A 19,447-nucleotide genomic window follows, 5' to 3' on the forward strand; every position below is an offset into this window, starting at 1 on the left:
AGGAACATCGACCATGGCCGCCCCCAGAAAGTACTCGCTGGAGTTGCGTGAGCGTGCGGTGCGGATGTACCGGGCCTCCGACCCGAAGCCGCAGATCAAGAAGCTGGCCGTCGATCTCGGTGTGCATCCCGAGGCCCTGCGCGGCTGGATCCGGCAGGCCGAGGCCGATGCCGGCGAGCGCGACGACCGGCTCACCACCGACGAGCGGGCCGAGCTCGTAGCCCTGCGCAAGGAGAACGCCCAGCTCAAGCGGGCCAACGACGTGCTGCGGACGGCCTCGGCTTTTTTCGCGGCGCAGCTCGACCCGACCCGGCCCAGGTGACGGCGCTCCTCGACGAGCATCCCCGCCTGGGAGTCGAGTGCGTTCTGCGGGAACTGCACATCGCCTCCTCCACCTACTACCGCTGGCGCCTCGCGGAGAAGGAGCCGTGCGAACGGCGGCGCCGGGACGTCGAGCTGACCGAGCGGATCAAGGAGATCCACGCGGAGTCCGGCGGCAATTACGGCTCGCCGCGCGTGCACGCCGTCCTCAGACGCGAGGGCACGCGCGTGGGCCGCAAGCGGGTCGAGCGGCTGATGCGCGAGGCCGACATCGCAGGCGTCAGCCCGCGGCGCAAGGGCTTCACGCGCCGCGATCCCAAGGCCACGCTCGCCCCGGACCTGGTCAACCGGAACTTCACCGCACCGGCGCCGAACCGGCTGTGGGTCACCGACCTGACGATGATCTCCACCGGCGAGGGACCGTTGTGGCTCTCGGCGATCCGGGACGCCTTCTCCCGCCGGGTGGTCGCGTGGGAGACCTCTGCCCGCGCGGACGCCGACCTGGTCCTGACCACCCTGGAGTACGCGCTCGCGTCCCGCGAGGTCGAGCCCGGCAAGCTCATCCATCACGCCGACCACGGCTGTCAGTACACATCCATCAAGCTCACAACTCGGCTGCTGCGAGTGGGAGTTGAAGCATCCATGGGGTCCGTCGGGGACTCGTACGACAACGCCCTCGCGGAGAACCTCTGGATGCTGATCAAAACCGAATGCATCCGCGGCCGCACCTTCACGACGAGGGCCGAGGCCAACCTCGCGCTCTTCGAATACATCGACGGCTTCTATAACTCCCGCCGCATCCAGGAACGGCTCGGCTTCCTCAGCCCGATCGAGTTCGAGGAGAAGCACTACGCCGAGCAGGCGACGGCCGAACCAACGAATCTGAACACCCATCACCCCCTCCTGACCAGCTGATCAGCACCTCCTGCATGACGGGGGAACCTCACCACCGAAGGTGTCAACACCAAGACGTAGCCGTTGCCGACGTCCTCCCATACGACTTCGGCGATGCTGCCGTAGAAGGTGACCAGGTCAGCGGCCGCCCGGCCATCACTGCCCAGAGCACGCGCTATTTCTTGATCATCGTGGCGAGCCAGGCGGACCCGGTTGGTACCCGGAGGGAAACCGTGCTTGCGCCCGAACTCCTCCGTCATCTCATCCAGCACGCCTGAGACCGTGCTTGCCCACGCGGACAGCCAAGCAGACGACAACGACGGCTCACTCACGAATCCGCATCCTGCCATCCGCTGCAGACAGCCTTCCCTCCAGAAGAGCTGCACCCATCCCACATTCACGCCTCCCCGGCGTCTCGGTGCATCCGCACCGCCACCGGAGCTGGCGGTGCGGCACCGGCATCCTGCAGACCGGCCCGCATCCGGACCTCTTCACGGTGCTGCGCTGCTCGGCGGTCAGCCCGCCCCATCTGGGTACCGCATGCCTCGGGGTGCCATCCAAGGCAGCCGCCGTCACCAGGTCCGACGATGACCCAGACCATACGGTGGTCGAAGTCAGTAACGCCGAATCGACCTCACCGCACTTCGCGCCGCGCCCCGACGGTGCTGCATTCTCTACATGTGTAGCAACGGGCTGGCTATATGTGTAGAGTCGGGGTGTGGATGTGAAGTTGACGCCTCAGACGGAACGGGTGTTGCAGGTGTTCCGGCAGGACCCGGCGGCCCCGCGATACGGGTACGAGCTGATGAAGGCGGCGAAGCTGGCGAGCGGCACTCTGTATCCGATCCTGTCCCGGCTGAGCGATGCGGGGCTGGTGGAGTCGGAGTGGGAGACGTCCGAGGAAGGGCAGCGGCCCCGCCGCTACTACAAGCTCACCGCCGAAGGCGTGCGGGTGGCGCATCTGGAGCTGGCCCGGCTTTCGTTCGATCGCGTGTCGGGCGGGGTCGGTCGTGCACGTCCGGCTCCCGGGGGTGCCTCGTGAACGGGGGTAAGAGGCCGCGGCTGGCCCTGCGCTGCGCGGAGGGCGTGATCCGCACGGCGTGTCTGCTGCTGCCAGAAGTGGATCGGGTCGAGCGGGAGGCGGAGTGGTGTGAGCAGGCCGAAGCGATTGCCAGTGATCCGGACATTCCTTGGCGGGCAGTCGAGGTTTTGAAGTACGCGCTGCCCCTGCTGCCGTGCGCACGTGCCACCCGCAGTGCTTCCACTGCAATGGCGCAGCGTGCCGCCCTGCACCGCTCCTTCAAGTATGGCCTTGGTGCTTTGGATCAGATCCTCACCGACGGCTTCAAGCAGGGCCGCATTGGCGGTCGTTTCCTCGGTATTGCCACTGTCGTCCTTGGTGTCTCGGGTGTCGTCAGCCTGGTCGGCGGGGTCGTCAGCTTGATCAGCGTTGGCGTCGGCCGCACCGGCGTCGTCGGCGTCTTCCTCGGGGTCCTCGGCGTCTTTCTCGGTGGCGGCGGTACCTTCGCCATCCTGGAGCGGCTCAGGATGATGCTGCGTCGTGAGGAAAGCGCAAGGGATGGATAGGGCTTTTGAGCGGTACGGCTGATTTATTGAAGGCGTTGTCTCTCGGCAGCCGTACTGGTTGCCGGCGTTAACTTCCCTTCTGGTCTACATGTGTAGAGCGCTGGAGCAGTGGCCCAGCCGTCTGTGCACATCTTGGCCCGTCTGTGTGGAGCCGCAGCTGGACGCCGGTCTCTGCGGGACGTGTGGACCTCCTCAGAACTCGAGCACCAGACTCCTGGCACCCCCTGGGGGCGTCAGGACTTCCCAAGGGGGAACTCTTCATGTCCACGCTTGTGCTGCTCGTCGGCCTGCTCTTCGGGCTGGTCGGCCTGATGCTGTTCGGCGGCCTCGTCTACCTTGTACACCACCATCCGACCTGGGCTGTGCCGATCGGCGTCGGCCTGGCCGGACTCACGCTCATGGGCACCATGATCACAGTGATCACCTCCCGATGACGGGACGTCGTGTAGCCCGGCGCACCGGGGGTGAACCGCTCCCGGGGATTGGTGGAGGCTCTATGCGTTGACTGCAGCCGCCGGTTGGGGCTGGCATTGAGCGTAGCTCTCGTGGGGGATGTGAAGCCGGACTGGCGGTCGGCGAGCGTGGGCTGGTTCGACGAGAGGCGCCGTCTCGTCGGCGTGGGCTTGGTGCTGCTGCGGCCGTTGCCGAAGCTGAAGCGGTATTTCGCCTACCTGTCCGGCACGGCGGCGAGGCCGTCGAAGTCACTGATCCGGCTGCCGCGGTGCTGGGGGCGGCGACACTGCGGCCCAATGCAGCAACAGGGCATACTGACACGCGGCTGCGGTTGGTGACCGGGCGGTAAGCCGGCATCAACTTCGACTCGGCGGCTATGAAATTCCGCGCAACCTTTGTAAGGGCCGGGTTGACCAGTGCGGGCGTCGAGTCAAGTGGCCGCCGTGGTGACTGCCCGCGTCAGAGGATGACTGCTGCCCAGCGCCCGGCGGCAGTCCTCCTGTAGTGCGGCCAGCATGACCGCAGCCGTCTGTGCGCCCTGCGTGCGGCGTGCGACCAGGAGTTGGTCATATCGGGTTGCCAGAGTGCGAGGGTGGGAGGCGCCGTGGAAACGCTCTTGATCACGGAGCACCTCTGACAGGACTTCCAGGGCCCTTTCCGGCTCACCGGTCTGAGCCAGGAGCCTGCCGAGTTGATGACGTGTGCTCAGAGTGCGTGCATGCAGGCCGAGAACACGCTCCTGGTCGCTCAGGACGGCCTGCAGCGTTCGGATGGCCCGGTGGAGGTCACCGGAACGGGCGACCAGGAGCGCCAGTTCGAAGCGGGTGCTGAGCGTGTGCGGGTGCGCTGCGCCCAGAATGCGCTCCTGGTCCTCGAATAGCTCGGTGATGCAGGTGAGGGCGTCGTAGGTCCGACCGAGGTGGCCGAGAGTTCGGCCCAGTTCCTGACGTGCCAGCAGGACGTCCATGTGAGCCGGTCCCAGGGCGGCAGTCATGGTGGGGAGCAGTTCCCGAAACAGGTGTAGTGCCTGCGGGGCGTCTCCGCTGTCGCGCAGAAACCTGGCTCTGCTGCTACGGGTCACCAAAGTTGCCGTATGGCGGGGGCCCAAGACGCGCTGTCGGTCCGAGGCGAGCAAGCCGATGACGGCAGTGCCGCGGCACCCGCCTCATGACGCCCTGGGCGGGGCTCTACCGGCAATTTCCAAGAGGCCGGGCCTCACACGCGGCCGCTCAGTGGCCAACCTCCGGGCGCGGGAAACAGCTCGGTGCTGATCATCTCGACGCGCTTCCAGCGCAGACAGGACCGCTTGCCGAGCGTTGAGTCCGTCATCCGGGCTCCGAGCATCGTGGCTCCTCTCGTGGAACGGTCCCGGCGATGATGACCGGGCCACGCCGAGTTCCACCCGCGGCAGCACGAGGCACTACAGCTTCCGGGCCAGGGGATTCCGCCACACAGCCGAGCGGGCGGGCTGCCTTCCAGCGCCCAGGTGAACGGCGAGCCTCACGCCGTCCGGCGTCGTGCCCGGACCGGCGACGCAGCACTCTATGCCCGCGAGCCCGTTGCTGCTCGACGCCTCCTTTCACCGGCCCTGACCGCGACGACGGGAGCGGGATCGATCGGTTCTGGACGGCAGGGGAGCGGGCCGTCCCTGCATAACGCGCTGGGCTCCCCGCGTGGAAGAACCGGCCCAGCGTCCGGGGATCATCCCCACGTGCGCGGGGGACAGGCTTCTTGACCTGCGGCTCTAGGCGAGGCGAAGGCGGTTGGTGAGAACTTCCGCGGACTCCAACAGTCAGGGCGTACAGACAGCCAAACGATCACCGCATGCGTCACTCCTTGGCCAGAATCTCCCGGTGCCCGCTCTCCTCACCGACCGCTCGGCCAAAACTGAGCCGCGACCGCCGCAGCGCGCCGCCTACGCCCGACTGCTCGAGAACCCGAGACGTTCACCGGCATGCCCGCCCCGGCTCCGGCGGGCCCTGTATTGACAGGCCAGGCGCCCGAGGCTGCGGTCATGACGACCGAAGAGAAGACCCAGCCCCGCCCCACCGCCAGCGCCGCAGCTCCGGCTGCCGCGTCGCGTCCGGCGCACGCCGCCAGGCCCGTCGTCGGCGTCGCGGCGCTCGGACGCGCGGAAGGCGGCCCCGGCAAACGCCCCGGCCGGTGGCACGGATCCGCGCTTCGCCAACGGTCCGCTCGCGGTCGTCGACGTCGACGCCGACGACCAAGTCCTCGCGTACTGCGTCGGCGGCCTGGTCCTGGACGTGCCCGCCAAGTCCATCCCGTCCCTGGTCGACTGGACCCTGAAGGAGGCCAAACTCGGTCAGCCGAAGCTGTCCGGGCCGGGCAAGGACGCTGACCCGCTGCTCATGCTCACTCAGTCCGCGCTGGAGCGCTACGGCCTGCCCGTCGCCCTCACCGACGAAGAGCGGCTCGCCGGACGCATCCCGGAGGGCCACAAGGTCACGGTGTGTCGGGGTGTGGTGGGGCCCGGTTCGGGCCTCTGCTCAGGCCGTGGTGGGCAGGGCGCTGCACCCGACTGCCGAGTCGAGATGACCATTCAATTTGCCACCTGGAACCAGATCACCGGCGGGCGGCTCAGCGCGGTTGCCCCGCACAGCAGCGTGCCGGCGGTTGCCGACTTCCGGGCGCCCGCGTCCAGATGTGGCCACAACCGCGGGTTCCGCACGAGGACTTCGGGGTCGATCGCCATCCGGCCGCCGACCGAGTCCCGCAGTACGAGTCGTTGCGACACGCCGTCCAGGCAGCGGACGGACGCCAGCAGATCGGTACGGACGCGATGTTCGCGCAGTAGTCGGCGCGAGGGGAGCCAGCCTTCGCCGGCGCGGACCCGGGCGGGATACAGCGCGAGGAGGAGCAGCAGCGCCAGGCCGAACCACAGGGCGCCGCGCCAGAGCGTCAACCGGCCCGAGCCTCAGTCGAGGAGGAGGAGAAATCCGAGCAGCGCGCCGGCGCAGCGGAGCGAGTCCCGCACATCGCGCGCCCAACGGAAGTCGTGAGCCGTGTTGAGTTGTTCGTGTGTGCCGTCGGGGGGTGCCATGACGGAGACCGTAGGGAGCGGCGGAGCGGGCTCGTCTCCTTCCTGATGTGACTCTGACGGCTCTGCCACCTGGGTCACACCGCCGTTTCGTCACCGTCGTCAAGACCTCGTCAAAGTCGGCCGGTTCGGCGCGAAGAACGCGCTAGGAGCGGTCGGCCGGAGCCGGAACGGGACACACCCTGAGTGCACCGCGCCCACCTCAGCCTCTCGTACGGCTGAGGGAAGACCCTCGCGCGACCGAAGGAAGAAGGAGCACCCACCGATGTCCGTCCTGACCGTCCAGCCGGGCGCGACCCCTGCCGGCGAAGGGCCGCCCGATGCCGGCGAGCGTCACCGGCTGACCGCCGTCACGGGCCTTGCCGCCCTCTCCCTGGACGCGATGGCGTCGGTGGCGTACGGCCCTGAGGCGATCGTGCTCGTGCTGGCCGCGGCCGGTGCCCACGGCCTCGGGTTCACCCTGCCGGTGACGCTGGCCATCGCGGGTCTGCTGGCGGTGCTGGTCGCCTCGTACCGGCAGGTGATCACGGCCTTCCCGGACGGCGGTGGCTCGTACGCGGTCGCCAAGGTTCATCTGTGTGCGCGCACGAGCCTGGTGGCGGCCGCCTCGCTGGTCCTGGACTACGTCCTGAACGTGGCCGTCGCCGTCACGGCGGGCGTGGCCGCGCTGACCTCCGCCTTTCCCGCCCTCTACGGCGACCGGCTGGTCCTGTGCCTGGTGGTGCTGGCGCTGATCACGGCCGTGAACCTGCGGGGCATCGTGGAGTCGGCGAAGGCGTTCATCGTGCCGACCGTCGTGTTCGTCGGCTCGATCCTCGTGCTGATCGTCGTCGGCCTGTTCCGGTCCGCCCCGGTCAGCACGGCCACGGCGGACGGGCACGCGTCGGTCCTCGCCCACAACGCGACGACCGTGGGCGCGCTGCTCCTGCTGAAAGCTTTCGCCTCCGGGTGCAGCGCGCTCACCGGTGTCGAGGCCCTCGCCAACGCCGTCCCCTCCTTCCGCATACCGCGCGTCAAGCGGGCCCAGCGGGCCGAGGTCGCTCTCGGCGCGGTCCTCGGCGTGATGCTGATCGGCCTGTCGGTGCTGATCTCCCGTTTCCACCTCCAGCCGGTCGAGGGCGTCACGGTCCTCGCCCAGCTCGCCGACGCCTCGTTCGGCCACAACTGGGCCTTCTACGTCGTCCAGTTCGCCACGATGATCCTGCTCGCCCTGTCGGCCAACACCTCCTTCGGCGGGCTGCCCGTGCTGCTGAAGCTGCTGGCCCGTGACAACTACCTCCCGCACGTCTTCGCGCTGAAAGCCGACCGTCAGGTCCACCGGCACGGCGTACTGGCCCTGGCCGTGGTCTCGGCGGCGCTGCTGGTGTTCTCCGGCGGCGACACCAACACGCTCGTGCCGCTCTTCGCCATCGGGGTCTTCGTCGGGTTCACCATCGCCCAGGTGGGCATGGTCCGGCACTGGCGGCTGGAACGCGGGCGGGGATGGCGGGGCAAGGCGCTGCTGAACGGCTTCGGCGGGCTGCTGGCCGGCGTCTCGGCCGTCGTCGTCACCGCGACCAAGTTCGAGGAGGGCGCCTGGCTGGTCGTGGTGGCGTTGCCGCTGCTGGTGGCGGCGTTCGTCGTCGTGCACCGCGCCTACGCCCGCATCGGGGAGCGACTGGGTCTGGGTCGTGTCCCCGAGCCCCCGCACCGCGACCGTTCGCTGGTGATCGTGCCCGTCTCCTCGCTCTCCCGTCTGACGTCCGAGGCACTGACCGCGGCGGTCTCACTGGGCGACGAGGTCCGCGCCGTCACCGTCTGCCACCCCGACCCCGAGGACCGGGCCCAGCTGCACGCGCTGGAGCGTGCCTGGGCGGAGTGGGACCCCGGTGTGCCGCTGGTCCGGCTGACGTCCGAGCGCCGCAGCCTGGGCCGCCCCATCGCCGCGTACGTCCGTGAGGTGGCGGCGGAGCCGGCCACGCGGGTCACCGTCCTGATCCCGGAGGCCGAGCCCGAGCGGCTGTGGCAGCGGCTGCTGCAGAACCAGCGGGGCGCGGTCGTCGCGCACGCCGTACGTCGCGAGACCGACGCGGTGATCTGCCGGCTGCGTTTCCGGCTGCTGTGAGCGGGCCGCTCCGCACCGTCACGTGACCCCCGCCACCAGTGACGGCCAGGGGCGTATGGATCCCGTCAAAGGTGTGCGGGCCGCCGTATGAGAGCCGTCAATGGACGACCGAATCCGGCCAGAGTCGCGGTTTCCTCTAACTGTCCGTTCTTCCCGAACCTCACTCCAGGAGTTCGCGATGGCCGATCTGGCCTTCGTCGTCACCACGATCGCCGTGTTCGCGCTGGTGGCCTTCGTCGCCAAGGGGGTGACGAAGCTGTGACCGTCGAGAACATCGTCGGCCTGGTCGTGGCCGTCTCCCTGCTGGGTTATCTCGTCCTCGCCCTGATCTTCCCGGAGAGGTTCTGAGATCTGATATGGGTCCCGTACTCGCCGGCGTGCTCCAGCTGCTGGCCCTCATCGCGGCGTTGGCGCTCGCCTACGTTCCCCTCGGCACCTACATGGCCAAGGTCTACTCCTCCGACAGGCACTGGCGCGTCGAGATGTGGATCTACAAGGGCATCGGCGCCAACCCCGACACGGAGATGCGCTGGCCCGCGTACCTGCGCGGCGTGCTCGCCTTCTCGGCGGTCGGTGTCCTGTTCCTGTACCTCCTCCAGCGGCTGCAGGGCGTGCTGCCCGGTTCGCTGGGCTTCGCCTCCATCGACGCGGACCAGGCGTTCAACACCGCCGCGTCGTTCGTGACCAACACCAACTGGCAGTCGTACTACGGCGAGCAGGCCATGGGCCATGTGGTGCAGGTCGGCGGGCTGGCCGTGCAGAACTTCGTCTCGGCTGCCGTGGGCATGGCCGTCGCCGTCGCCCTCGTTCGCGGCTTCGCGCGCTCCCGCTCCGGTGAGCTGGGCAATTTCTGGTCGGACATGGTGCGCGGGGTGACCCGGATCCTGCTGCCGCTCGCGTTCGTCGCGGCGATCGTGCTGGTGGCCTGCGGGGCGATCCAGAACTTCTCCGGCATCCACGAGGTCGGCCAGTTCATGGGCGGCTCCCAGCAGTGGAACGGCGGCGCGGTCGCCTCGACGGAGGCCATCAAGGAGGTCGGCACGAACGGCGGCGGCGTCTTCAACGCCAACTCCGCCCACCCGTTCGAGAACCCGACCCCCTTCACCAACCTCTTCGAGATCTTCCTGCTGCTGGTCATCCCGTTCGCCCTCACCCGGACGTTCGGTGTCATGGTCGGCTCGGTGAAGCAGGGCTACGCGATCCTCGCCACGATGGCCACCATCTGGCTCGGGTTCACCGCCCTGATGATGTGGACCGAGTTCGCCCACCACGGCCCGGCGTTCGAGATCGCCGGCGGAGCCATGGAGGGCAAGGAGAACCGCTTCGGTGTCGGCGCCTCGTCGATCTTCGCGGTGGCGACCACGCTCACCTCGACCGGCGCGGTGAACTCCTTCCACTCCTCCTTCACCGGCCTCGGCGGCGGGATCACGATGCTCGGCATGCAGCTGGGCGAGATCGCGCCCGGCGGTGTCGGCTCCGGCCTCTACGGCATGCTGATCATGGCGATCATCGCGGTGTTCATCGCGGGTCTGATGGTGGGCCGTACGCCCGAGTACCTGGGCAAGAAGATCGGCACCCGCGAGATCAAGCTCGCCGCCTGTTACATCCTCATCACCCCGGCCCTGGTGCTCGTCCTCACCGCCGCCGCGATGGCCCTGCCCACCCCGGGCAACTCGATGACGAACTCCGGCGCGCACGGTTTCTCCGAGATCCTTTACGCCTACACCTCGGCGTCCAACAACAACGGCTCGGCCTTCGCCGGGCTGAACGCCGACACCCAGTGGTTCAACAGCACGCTCGGCGTCGCGATGCTGCTCGGCCGGTTCCTGCCGATGGTGTTCGTGCTGGCGCTGGCCGGATCGCTCGCCGAGCAGAAGCCGGTCCCGGCCACCGCGGGCACGCTGCGCACCGAAAAGCCGCTGTTCACCGGGCTGCTGGTGGGCGCGATCCTGATCATCACCGGGCTGACGTACTTCCCGGCGCTCGCGCTGGGTCCGCTGGCCGAGGGGCTGGCGTCATGACCACCGACGTAACGAAGCAAGAGGACGCGATGTCCACAGCCACCCCGACCCGGGCACCGCACCGCGACGTCCCCACCGGGCACAAGCCCGCCGAGGGCCGCGTGGGAGCGGGCCTCTTCGACCCCAAGCAGCTGCTCAAGTCGCTGCCGGACGCCTGCCGCAAGCTCGACCCCCGGGTGATGATCAAGTCGCCCGTGATGTTCGTGGTGCTGGTCGGGTCCGTGCTGACGACGATCTTCTCCTTCAGGGACCCGACCGACTGGTTCGGCTGGACCATCAGCGCCTGGCTCTGGCTGACGGTGATCTTCGCCAACCTGGCGGAGGCCGTCGCCGAGGGGCGGGGCAAGGCGCAGGCCGACACCCTGCGCAAGGCCAAGACCGACACCGTGGCACGCCGCCTCGCCGGGGACTCCGAAGAGAGTGTCCCCGGTACCGAGTTGAGGATCGGTGACCTGGTCGTCTGCGAGGCCGGCGACATCATCCCCGGCGACGGTGACGTCGTCGAAGGCGTCGCCTCCGTGGACGAGTCGGCGATCACCGGTGAGTCCGCGCCCGTCATCCGTGAGTCCGGCGGTGACCGCTCGGCCGTCACCGGTGGCACGAAGGTCCTCTCCGACCGGATCGTCATCAAGACCACGACGAAGCCCGGCGAGACCTTCATCGACCGGATGATCAACCTGGTCGAGGGCGCGGCCCGGCAGAAGACACCGAACGAGATCGCGCTGAACATCCTGCTGGCGTCGCTGACGATCGTGTTCCTGCTGGCGGTGGCGACCCTGCCGCCGTTCGCGGACTACGCGGGCACCCATCTGACAATGGTCGTGCTGGTGGCCCTGCTGGTCTGCCTGATCCCGACGACGATCGGCGCGCTCCTGTCGGCGATCGGCATCGCGGGCATGGACCGGCTGGTCCAGCGCAACGTGCTCGCCATGTCGGGGCGGGCGGTCGAGGCCGCCGGGGACGTGTCGACCCTGCTCCTCGACAAGACCGGCACGATCACGCTCGGCAACCGGCAGGCCGCCGAGTTCGTGCCGGTCGAGGGCACCACCGAGGCCGAGGTCGCGGACGCGGCCCAGCTCTCCTCACTGGCCGACGAGACGCCCGAAGGCCGTTCCATCGTCGTACTGGCGAAGGAGAAGTACGGTCTGCGCGAGCGCGTGCAGGGCGAGCTGTCCGGCGCCGAGTGGATCGCCTTCACCGCCCAGACCCGGATGTCGGGCGTGGACGTCGACGGGCGCAAGGTCCGCAAGGGCGCGGCCGGGTCCGTCATCGCCTGGGTGCGGGAACAGGGCGGCACGGTCGCCGACGACGCGGACACGATCTCCAACCGGATCTCCGAGGCCGGTGGCACCCCGCTGCTGGTGGCGGTCGAGGACGCCGAGGGCGCCCGGGTGCTGGGCGTCATCCACCTCAAGGACGTCGTCAAGGAGGGCATGCGGGAGCGGTTCGACGAACTGCGCCGCATGGGCATCAAGACCGTCATGATCACGGGCGACAACCCGCTGACGGCGAAGGCGATCGCCGAAGAGGCGGGCGTCGACGACTTCCTCGCCGAGGCCACCCCCGAGGACAAGATGGCCCTCATCAAGCGGGAACAGGCCGGTGGCAAGCTCGTCGCGATGACCGGTGACGGCACGAACGACGCGCCCGCGCTCGCCCAGGCGGACGTCGGCGTCGCGATGAACACCGGAACGTCGGCCGCCAAGGAGGCCGGCAACATGGTCGACCTCGACTCCAACCCGACCAAACTGATCGAGATCGTCGAGATCGGCAAGCAACTGCTGATCACCCGGGGCGCGTTGACGACGTTCTCCATCGCCAACGACGTCGCGAAGTACTTCGCGATCATCCCGGCGCTGTTCGCGGCCGTCTACCCGGGCCTGGACAAGCTCAACATCATGGGCCTGTCCTCGCCCGACTCCGCGATCCTCTCCGCCGTCGTCTTCAACGCGCTGATCATCATCGCCCTGGTGCCGCTCTCCCTGAAGGGCGTGCAGTACCGGCCGGTCAGCGCCGACAAGCTGCTCCGCCGTAACCTCACCGTCTACGGCCTCGGCGGACTGATCGCCCCCTTCATCGGCATCAAGCTCATCGACCTGCTCATCTCCCTCATCCCCGGAATCGGCTGAGCGCCATGAAAAACACGGTCATCAACACCGCCCGGCTGTTCGGAGCGGGCCTGCGCGCCCTCCTCGTCCTCACCCTGGTGACGGGCGTCATCTACCCGCTCGTCGTCACCGGCTTCGCCCAGGCGCTGTTCAGCGACAAGGCGAACGGCTCGGAGATCAAGGACGGGACCGGCCAGGTCGTCGGCTCCTCGCTGATCGGGCAGTCGTACAACCTGCCGCTGAAGGAGGGCCAGGAGACCCCGGAGCCCGACCTGAAGTGGTTCCAGGGCCGCCCCCAGAACGGTCTCGGCACCAACAGCGTCAACACCCAGTACAAGCTGATCCTGTCCGGGGCCACCAACCGGTCCGCCGACAACGCGGACCTGATCGACTGGGTGAAGGCAGCCAAGGCCGCCGTCGTCAAGGACAACTCGACCGCCGACCACAAGGTCGAGCCCTCCGAGGTGCCGGCCGACGCGGTGACGTCCTCCGGCTCCGGCCTGGACCCGGACATCTCCCCGGCCTACGCCGACCTCCAGGTCCACCGGGTCGCCGAGCAGAACGGCCTCTCCGCCGACCAGGTGCAGAAGCTCGTCGACGACCACACCGAGAGCCGCACCCTCGGCTTCATCGGTGAGCCCCGCGTGAACGTCCTCGAACTCAACATCGCGCTCAAGGACCTGCTGGCCAAGAGCTGACGGCAGCACACGGTCCACAGGGGAGTCGGCGGTCCGGGCGGGAGCCGGGAACCGCCGACTCCCGCCCGCATGAGTGCCGGTCGCACGGCCCCCGGCGTTCATGGCCCGACGTACGACAGGAAGGCGCACACCCATGACACGGGTGCTGGTGGTGGAGGACGACCCGCAGCTCGTACGGGCCCTCATCATCAATCTCCAGGCACGTCGGTACGGGGTCGACGCGGCCCCCGACGGTGCTACCGCGCTCCGGCTGGCCGCCGCGCGGCAGCCCGACGTGGTGCTGCTCGACCTCGGGCTGCCCGACATGGACGGGGTCGAGGTCATCAAGGCGCTGCGTGCCTGGACCCGGGTGCCGATCATGGTGCTCTCCGCCCGCCAGGCGTCCGAGGAGAAGGTCGCCGCGCTCGACGTAGGCGCCGACGACTACATCACCAAGCCGTTCAGCATGGACGAACTCCTCGCCCGGCTCCGGGCCGCCGTCCGCCGCACCGAGGACACCGTGCTCGCGCCACGGATCGGCCGCATCGACGCCGCCGACGCGTCGTGGACGTTCATGCTCTTCCTCAACGCCACGACTACAGCAGTGATGGCCTGCACTGGGGTGGCCCGGGCGAGGCCCACCACGAATCCGGCCTCGAGTCGAAGCGGCATTGACCCCGAATAATGCGATATGCGTCCGGCAAGATCGCTCAACCTTCCCTACGTTGTTCTGCGGGACCGGGCGAGCCCTTCGCATGGTTCATCCACCCAGGGACTTCGGGTGTGGCTTTCAACCTTCTGCCGCTTGTGGCTGGCATTGATTGGCCGCCCGACGTCCCACGACGACTCGGCTGCCAATTAGGAATTGCGAATGATCGCTCCGTAGGGAATCGACAGCGAGGTCGTCCGTCGGGAGGCACCAGCACCCCACCGCACGGAGGCACCACATGGCCGCGATCTGGGCCGGCATCGACGCAGGTAAGACCCATCACCACTGTGTGGCCATCGACGAGAGCGGCCGTCGGCTGCTGTCGCGACGCGTCGCCAACGACGAACCCGAACTCCTCCAACTCCTCACCGACGTCCTGGCCCTGGGCGACAACGTGACCTGGGGCATCGACCTGGCCGACGGCGGAGCCGCCCTCGCGATCGCGATCCTCCTCAACCACGATCAGTCAGGCCCTCTATCTCTCCGGCCGGGCCATTCACCGTGCATCCGAGGGCTACCGCGGCGAAGGCAAGACCGACGCCAAGGACGCCGCTGTTATTGCCGATCAGGCTCGTATCCGCCGTGATCTGCAATCCTTTACGGGCTGGCGACGAGACTGTCATCGATCTGAAGATCCTCACCGGTCGGCGCATGGACTTGGTCGCCGACCGCACCCGCACCGTCAACCGGCTCCGTGCCCACCTCACCGGTATCTTTCCCGGTCTGGAGCGTGCGCTCGACGTCACCAACACCGGCCCGCTCGTCTTGCTGACCGGCTATCAAACGCCGGCTGCCTTCCGCCGGATCGGCCGCAAGAGGCTGGAGACGTGGCTCCGCAACCGAAAGGTCCACCGCGCCGACCAGCTGGCCGAGACTGCCTTCGAGGCCGCCGAGCGCCAGCACACCAGCCTGCCGGGCGAGAAGCTGACCGCCCGGATGGTGCACACCCTGGCGAAGGAGGTGATGAACCTCAACCAGCAGGTTGCCGAGATCGACAAGCTCATCGAGGCCCGATTTCGCGAGCACCACCACTTCGACGTGATCACCAGCATGCCGGGTCTGGGCATCATCCTCGGTGCCGAGTTCCTGGCCGCCACCGGCGGCGACATGAGCGCCTTCGGCACTCCCGACCGGCTCGCTGGCTTCGGCGGTGTCGCCCCAGCACCACGGGACTCCGGGAAGATCAGCGGGAACCTGCGGCGCCCGCAGCGATACAACCGCCGACTCCAACGGGTTTTCTACACCTCGGCATTGTTCAGCATCCGCCACTGCGAGGAATCCCGTCGTTTCTACGATCGCAAACGCGCCGAAGGCAAGCGCCATACCCAGGCCGTTCTGGCCCTCGCTCGTCGGCGCGTCAATGTCCTGTGGGCCCTCCTGCGCGACGGCCGGTGCTACGAGCCAGCTCCACTGGCAAGGGCTGCCGCGTGTAGGAAAGAACGCGACCCGCTGCACGCGGGCCAGCCAGTCTGACGGCCCCCGTCAGACCAGGCAAAACTCGTTACCTTCCGGGTCTGCCATCACCACGTGATCCGGCCTGCCCTGCAACTCGTCCTCGCGGACCACGGTCGCGCCCGCAGCAGTCAACCGCTCCACCGCTTCGACCACGCGCGGCCAGCGCACCTCCCACGGTGTTTCGCGGCCGCCACCGACTTGCACGTCAATGTGCAGCCGGTTCTTTACCACCTTCGGCTCCGGCACCTTCAAGAAGGACAAGGTGGGGCCTGCGCCGTCCGGATCCGAGAGGTACGCCCCGTCATCCCACTCGTCCTCCGGAACCTCATGATGTGAGAACCACTCCTCCCAGCTCCCGAACCCTGCGGGCGCGGGCTTCTCCGCATAGCCCAGCGCCAGCGCCCAGAACGCGGCCAGCTTCCCCGGGTGCGCGCAGTCGATCGTCAAGCTCCACTTGGTCGCCATGAGCCCTCCCTAGTCGGAGAAACGGACACTACCGCGCTCCGACACCTCCTTGCCCCCGCCTCGTGCATACCCCGCGGCTTGACGAACGGCATTAGGAATCGCTGCGATAGGTCAGCCGCAGCCGGGCGCGCCGATCACCAGGTGCCGGCGCCGAAGTCCCTCACCAGCCCGCCGAGGAGATGGTCCGCGGCCAGCCACAGGCCCCGGTCGGCATCGGCCGGCGGCGCCAGCATGCTCCGCTGAGTCCAGGTGCCCGGCTCGGCGTTGATGCGCCGGCGGAACTCCCCGCTCAGCCAGATCCGCTCCATGCCGTGCCCGGCCCGGTGCGCGAACTCCACGGCCCGCAGCTCCGCTGCGATCCGCCCGCCGGCAGTGCGCTCCACGACGGCGAGGCCCGGCCACGACGGAGACGCGCTGGTGAGGTGTACGAGGAGCCGGCCGCCGGGAGCGAGCTGCTCGACGAGCGCTGTCGGTACGTGCTCCATCGCGTACGACACGAAGATGCAGTCGAACTCCGCCCCGGCCACTCCCTGTTCGCCCGAGCCGCACACGATCTGCGGCCGGAAGCCCAGGTCGGCCAGCCGGACCGCGGCCGCGTCGGTGAGATGCCGGTCCCGGTCGAGGGTGACCACTCCACGGTCGCCGCAGATTTCGCACGCGACTGCGGCGGTCGCCCCCGCACCGGTGCCGACGTCCAGCACTCGCTGCCCGGGGCGCAGTTCAAGCTCCTCCAGCAGGGAGGCGGTCAGGCCCATCACCGTCGACATCGACGTGATCGACGCTCCCGAGCGCGACCCACCGGCCCGGCCCAACAGCGGCTCCCCGCCGTGCTGGACGAGCACACTGCCCCCGCCGTACAGCAGCCCGAGCAACCCGGGGCGGTCCTGCGGCGCCGACCAGTCCAGCAGATCCCACCGCGGCGGCTCCTCGCCCGGCGCGCCGCGTCGCACGTACGCCTGTGGCATCAGGACCTCGCGCGGCAGTGTCAGCAGCGCATCACGCACCGGTCCGGGCCGCAGCCCGTCCCTCGCCTCCAGCTCAGCCACCATCGCCCTGCGCGCGGCAGCCGGGTCCACCGCGCCGCGCCGCCGTCAGGGCGGCGGTGATGTCAGGCGGGGGACGTCGGCGGGAGGACGTGAAGACGGCCGCCGGACTGGCGGTTACAGCCTGTGGAGCGCAGGTCAGACCAGGACCCGTCCCGGCACAGCGCGACGAAGCGGGAAGCCCGGATTCCTCGGGCCTCAGCGCGAGGAGCAAGTCAACGCGGTGAGGTTACGCGGCGCGGGTGAACTGCCACCAGTTGACATTGAACAAGTAGCCGCTGCCGCCGGTGAACTGCAGGTAGAGGTCCTGGGTTCCCGTCGCGCCGCTCACTGGGCAGGTCACCGTGGTCCAGGCCTGCCAGCCGCCGGTGTTCGGCACACTGCACCGGCCCACGACCGTCCCACTCGGACTGCCCAGGCGCAGCTCGACGGTGCCGCCGCCGGCGGCGGAGGCCACGCGCGCGGTGAAGGAGGCCGCGCCGGCCCCGAAGGCCACGCCCTTGACCTTGATGGAGTCGCCGTTTTCGATCCAGCCGACGTCCATTCCGCCGTCACTGGTCCATTCGGTCTCGATCCCGGAACCCCAGGCGATCGTCTCGGCTTCCTGGCGTACGTATGGGTCAAGCGCACCGACCTGGGGTGCACCGGTGTTCGTCATGTTGATCGTAGGGATCGTTCCGTCAGGGTTGTAGGAGAACTTCTCCACCGCGACTGAGCGGGTGAAGTTGCCGCCGCCCGGGAGGGCGCCGTTTTGGTAGAAGAAGTACGAGTTGCCCTGAAAGTCCACGATGCCCGAGTGGTTGGTGAAGCTGTTGCCCTGGGCGGGCATGACTGTTCCACGGTAGGTCCACGGCCCGGTCGGGCTGGGTGCCGTGGAGTAGGCGATGAACTCCGAGCAGCACCTGGCCGCGTACACCAGGTAGTACAGGCCGTTGCGCTTGTAGACCCAGGGTGCTTCTTCGTACAGCGTGGGACGGTCGGGGTTGTCGGTGCGGGTTCCGAAGCCCGCGGTGGTGAGCGGGATTTGGACGGGGCTGCCTGCGTAGGACGTCATGTCCGCGTTCAGCTTGACGTACCACAGGTTCGGGTTGCCCCAGTACAGGTAGGCCTGGCCGTCGTCGTCGATGAAGACGGTCGGATCGATCTCACTGTTCTCCACCAGCGGGTGGCCGAGGGCGTCCCGGAACGGGCCGGTGGGGCTGTCCGACACCGCCACGCCGATGGCCATCCGGCCGGTCGCCCGGGCCGTCACCGGCACATACCAGTAGAACTTGCCACCCCGTTCCACGGCCTGGCCCGCCCACGCGTCGGCGGACGCCCAGCTGAAGGTGGCCAGGCTGAGCGGCGAGCCGTGGTCGGTCCAGTTGACCATGTCGGCGGAGGACCACACCCGCCAGTCCTTCATCACGAAGGAGGTGGAGCCGTCCTCGTCGTGCCCGGTGTAGAGGTAGACCCGCCCGTTGTACACCAGCGGGGCAGGGTCGGCGGTGTAGACGTTCTGCACGATCGGGTTGTCGGCCCTGGCCGCGGTGGGATGCACCACGACGGGAAGGACGGCGAACGCCAATATGAGGATCAGCCCCCAGGTTGCCCGGGCGAGTCTCGTACCGGTGGCGGGTGATCTCCCTGCGGTCGGGTGAGCCGTTGGCCTGTGGACGGTGGTACTGGCCATGGTGTGGTCCTTTCTGGTGCTGCGGGTCGGGGACTGAGCAGCTGGTCAGGTGCGGGGGAGGGGCGTTGCTGCGCTCGGGGTGTGGTCGGCGCGAACCGTGCGATGTGGACGGAGATGCCGAGTGTCTGCGCGGCATGGTTGGAAAGGGCGAAGCGGTGGCCCGTGAAGAACTGCCAGGTGTGGCCCTTGGTGAACGCGGGCCCCAGGAGGGTGAGTTGGTGCCGTCGGTGCTGTGGGAGAGGGGTCCCGGGCGGGAGGTGCCGGGGCGGATGTCGGCGGCCGCGCGCAGCCGGATGTGACCGCCCGTGGCGTTGGCGCTCGCGTTTCGGTGCCGGTGGTGTTCCAATTGCTGCCCGTCGCGGATCGTCGCGTCGTCCAGCTGGATGGTCGCGGTGCAGGTGGGTCCCTGAATCCGGTGCGTGAGGGTATTGCGGGCCCGGTACAGGTGGTTGGTGTCGGTCGTGGTGCACAGGGTCAGGCCGTTGTTGACGGACCACTTGTCGTGGTCCGGATTGTGGTTCCCTTCCGGTCAGCGGGGTGACCTGGCGGGGTGGGGGCGGCAGGGCGGGGCTGGGGTACGACGTGCCCCAGGCACGGCCTACGAGTTGGACGACGGGCAGGCCGCGCCAGGCTCCAGGAGGTGATCGGGGCTCGCCGCACGAATGCCGGGTGCACCCTTCCAGGTCCGGCACTTGGCGTGTGGGGGAGAGCCTGACTGGTACGGATGATGGGGGTGCTGTCATGCCCGGCATGTGCACCATGCGCGAGCCGCTGCGGGCCGAGATGTGTTCGGAATTGCGAACGTGAACCGATCCTTCGGACGGCTTGGATCCTAGGAGTTGAGAGCGGACAGCACAAGATCCTTGATCGACCCGTTCAT

General features: G+C 68.6%; 19 protein-coding genes and 5 pseudogenes. 15 read left to right on the forward strand and 9 right to left on the reverse strand.

Annotated features, from left to right (window positions below):
- The first annotated feature begins 13 nt into the window (after positions 1-13).
- Together H4687_RS44750 and H4687_RS44755 are read left to right on the forward strand one after the other, a co-directional pair.
- Complete coding sequence (locus tag H4687_RS44750) at positions 14-322, forward strand: transposase (RefSeq protein ID WP_046913449.1); 309 nt, start codon at positions 14-16, stop codon at positions 320-322.
- Positions 319-1,236, forward strand: a complete 918-nt coding sequence (locus H4687_RS44755) for an IS3 family transposase (protein ID WP_046913450.1) — start codon at positions 319-321, stop codon at positions 1,234-1,236. Before H4687_RS44750 ends, H4687_RS44755 begins: the two co-directional genes overlap by 4 nt.
- On the opposite strand, the gene H4687_RS44760 is transcribed toward H4687_RS44755, so the two are convergent.
- Complete coding sequence (locus H4687_RS44760) at positions 1,215-1,487, reverse strand: hypothetical protein (protein WP_159026077.1); 273 nt, start codon at positions 1,485-1,487, stop codon at positions 1,215-1,217. The genes H4687_RS44755 and H4687_RS44760 overlap by 22 nt on opposite strands.
- A gap of 446 nt (positions 1,488-1,933) precedes the next feature.
- On the opposite strand from H4687_RS44760, the gene H4687_RS44765 reads away from it, so the two are divergent.
- The 4 genes and pseudogenes from H4687_RS44765 to H4687_RS44780 all read left to right on the forward strand — a co-directional run.
- Positions 1,934-2,257 carry a PadR family transcriptional regulator gene (locus tag H4687_RS44765; protein ID WP_199813387.1) on the forward strand — a complete coding sequence of 108 codons (324 nt, stop codon included), beginning with the start codon at positions 1,934-1,936 and terminating at the stop codon, positions 2,255-2,257.
- Between the two features lie 44 nt (positions 2,258-2,301).
- The gene (locus H4687_RS44770) at positions 2,302-2,802 is read left to right on the forward strand and encodes a hypothetical protein (RefSeq protein WP_046913452.1); all 501 of its coding nucleotides are present in this window, start codon (positions 2,302-2,304) and stop codon (positions 2,800-2,802) included.
- A gap of 260 nt (positions 2,803-3,062) precedes the next feature.
- Entirely contained in the window at positions 3,063-3,236 is a 174-nt protein-coding gene (locus H4687_RS44775) for a hypothetical protein (protein WP_159026078.1), read from the forward strand.
- Between the two features lie 114 nt (positions 3,237-3,350).
- Positions 3,351-3,476: pseudogene (locus H4687_RS44780) on the forward strand (peptidoglycan bridge formation protein FemAB); the annotation flags it as partial.
- Between the two features lie 209 nt (positions 3,477-3,685).
- Here the strand turns inward: H4687_RS44780 and H4687_RS44785 are convergent.
- From H4687_RS44785 to H4687_RS47845, 3 genes and pseudogenes are all read right to left on the reverse strand, one after another.
- Positions 3,686-4,222 carry a tetratricopeptide repeat protein gene (locus tag H4687_RS44785; RefSeq protein WP_225967017.1) on the reverse strand — a complete coding sequence of 179 codons (537 nt, stop codon included), beginning with the start codon at positions 4,220-4,222 and terminating at the stop codon, positions 3,686-3,688.
- Between the two features lie 12 nt (positions 4,223-4,234).
- Positions 4,235-4,336: pseudogene (locus tag H4687_RS48655) on the reverse strand (hypothetical protein); the annotation flags it as partial.
- 134 nt (positions 4,337-4,470) lie between these two features.
- Entirely contained in the window at positions 4,471-4,599 is a 129-nt protein-coding gene (locus H4687_RS47845) for a hypothetical protein (protein ID WP_257034236.1), read from the reverse strand.
- Positions 4,600-5,141: 542 nt separating this feature from the next.
- Between H4687_RS47845 and H4687_RS47210 the strand changes: the two are divergent.
- Positions 5,142-5,720, forward strand: a pseudogene (locus H4687_RS47210) (telomere-associated protein Tap); the annotation flags it as partial.
- 95 nt (positions 5,721-5,815) lie between these two features.
- Here the strand turns inward: H4687_RS47210 and H4687_RS44790 are convergent.
- Complete coding sequence (locus H4687_RS44790; protein ID WP_225968450.1) at positions 5,816-6,178, reverse strand: hypothetical protein; 363 nt, start codon at positions 6,176-6,178, stop codon at positions 5,816-5,818.
- A 12-nt stretch (positions 6,179-6,190) separates the two neighbouring features.
- A complete protein-coding gene (locus tag H4687_RS47850; protein WP_257035699.1) occupies positions 6,191-6,316 on the reverse strand; it encodes a hypothetical protein in 126 nt (41 codons plus the stop codon).
- Between the two features lie 262 nt (positions 6,317-6,578).
- On the opposite strand from H4687_RS47850, the gene H4687_RS44795 reads away from it, so the two are divergent.
- The 8 genes and pseudogenes from H4687_RS44795 (at position 6,579) to H4687_RS44830 (ending at position 15,405) form a co-directional block, all read left to right on the forward strand.
- The gene (locus H4687_RS44795; RefSeq protein WP_046913455.1) at positions 6,579-8,417 is read left to right on the forward strand and encodes an APC family permease; all 1,839 of its coding nucleotides are present in this window, start codon (positions 6,579-6,581) and stop codon (positions 8,415-8,417) included.
- 100 nt (positions 8,418-8,517) lie between these two features.
- Positions 8,518-8,679 carry a hypothetical protein gene (locus H4687_RS44800; protein ID WP_167358672.1) on the forward strand — a complete coding sequence of 54 codons (162 nt, stop codon included), beginning with the start codon at positions 8,518-8,520 and terminating at the stop codon, positions 8,677-8,679.
- Positions 8,676-8,765 carry a K(+)-transporting ATPase subunit F gene (kdpF, locus tag H4687_RS44805; protein WP_037690246.1) on the forward strand — a complete coding sequence of 30 codons (90 nt, stop codon included), beginning with the start codon at positions 8,676-8,678 and terminating at the stop codon, positions 8,763-8,765. The genes H4687_RS44800 and kdpF overlap by 4 nt, the downstream gene beginning before the upstream one ends.
- Before the next feature lie 8 nt (positions 8,766-8,773).
- On the forward strand, positions 8,774-10,438 hold the full coding sequence (gene kdpA, locus H4687_RS44810; RefSeq protein ID WP_046913456.1) for a potassium-transporting ATPase subunit KdpA: 1,665 nt from the start codon (positions 8,774-8,776) through the stop codon (positions 10,436-10,438).
- Entirely contained in the window at positions 10,435-12,567 is a 2,133-nt protein-coding gene (gene kdpB / locus H4687_RS44815; protein ID WP_079028216.1) for a potassium-transporting ATPase subunit KdpB, read from the forward strand. Before kdpA ends, kdpB begins: the two co-directional genes overlap by 4 nt.
- 5 nt (positions 12,568-12,572) lie before the next feature.
- Positions 12,573-13,244 carry a potassium-transporting ATPase subunit C gene (locus H4687_RS44820; protein WP_046913458.1) on the forward strand — a complete coding sequence of 224 codons (672 nt, stop codon included), beginning with the start codon at positions 12,573-12,575 and terminating at the stop codon, positions 13,242-13,244.
- Positions 13,245-13,377: 133 nt separating this feature from the next.
- Positions 13,378-13,773 (forward strand): annotated as a pseudogene (locus tag H4687_RS44825) (response regulator transcription factor); the annotation flags it as partial.
- A gap of 397 nt (positions 13,774-14,170) precedes the next feature.
- A pseudogene (locus H4687_RS44830) lies at positions 14,171-15,405 on the forward strand (IS110 family transposase).
- Between the two features lie 9 nt (positions 15,406-15,414).
- Here the strand turns inward: H4687_RS44830 and H4687_RS44835 are convergent.
- The 3 genes from H4687_RS44835 to H4687_RS44845 form a co-directional block, all read right to left on the reverse strand.
- Positions 15,415-15,852, reverse strand: a complete 438-nt coding sequence (locus H4687_RS44835; RefSeq protein WP_046913459.1) for a VOC family protein — start codon at positions 15,850-15,852, stop codon at positions 15,415-15,417.
- Positions 15,853-15,986: 134 nt separating this feature from the next.
- Entirely contained in the window at positions 15,987-16,901 is a 915-nt protein-coding gene (locus H4687_RS44840; RefSeq protein ID WP_225967018.1) for a protein-L-isoaspartate O-methyltransferase family protein, read from the reverse strand.
- 223 nt (positions 16,902-17,124) lie between these two features.
- Positions 17,125-18,567 (reverse strand): glycoside hydrolase family 43 protein, encoded by a 1,443-nt coding sequence (locus H4687_RS44845; protein ID WP_225967019.1) that lies wholly within the window; start codon positions 18,565-18,567, stop codon positions 17,125-17,127.
- Between the last annotated feature and the right edge of the window lie 880 nt (positions 18,568-19,447).

It is taken from the genome of Streptomyces stelliscabiei (assembly GCF_014873495.1).
GTDB classification, from domain to species: domain Bacteria; phylum Actinomycetota; class Actinomycetes; order Streptomycetales; family Streptomycetaceae; genus Streptomyces; species Streptomyces bottropensis.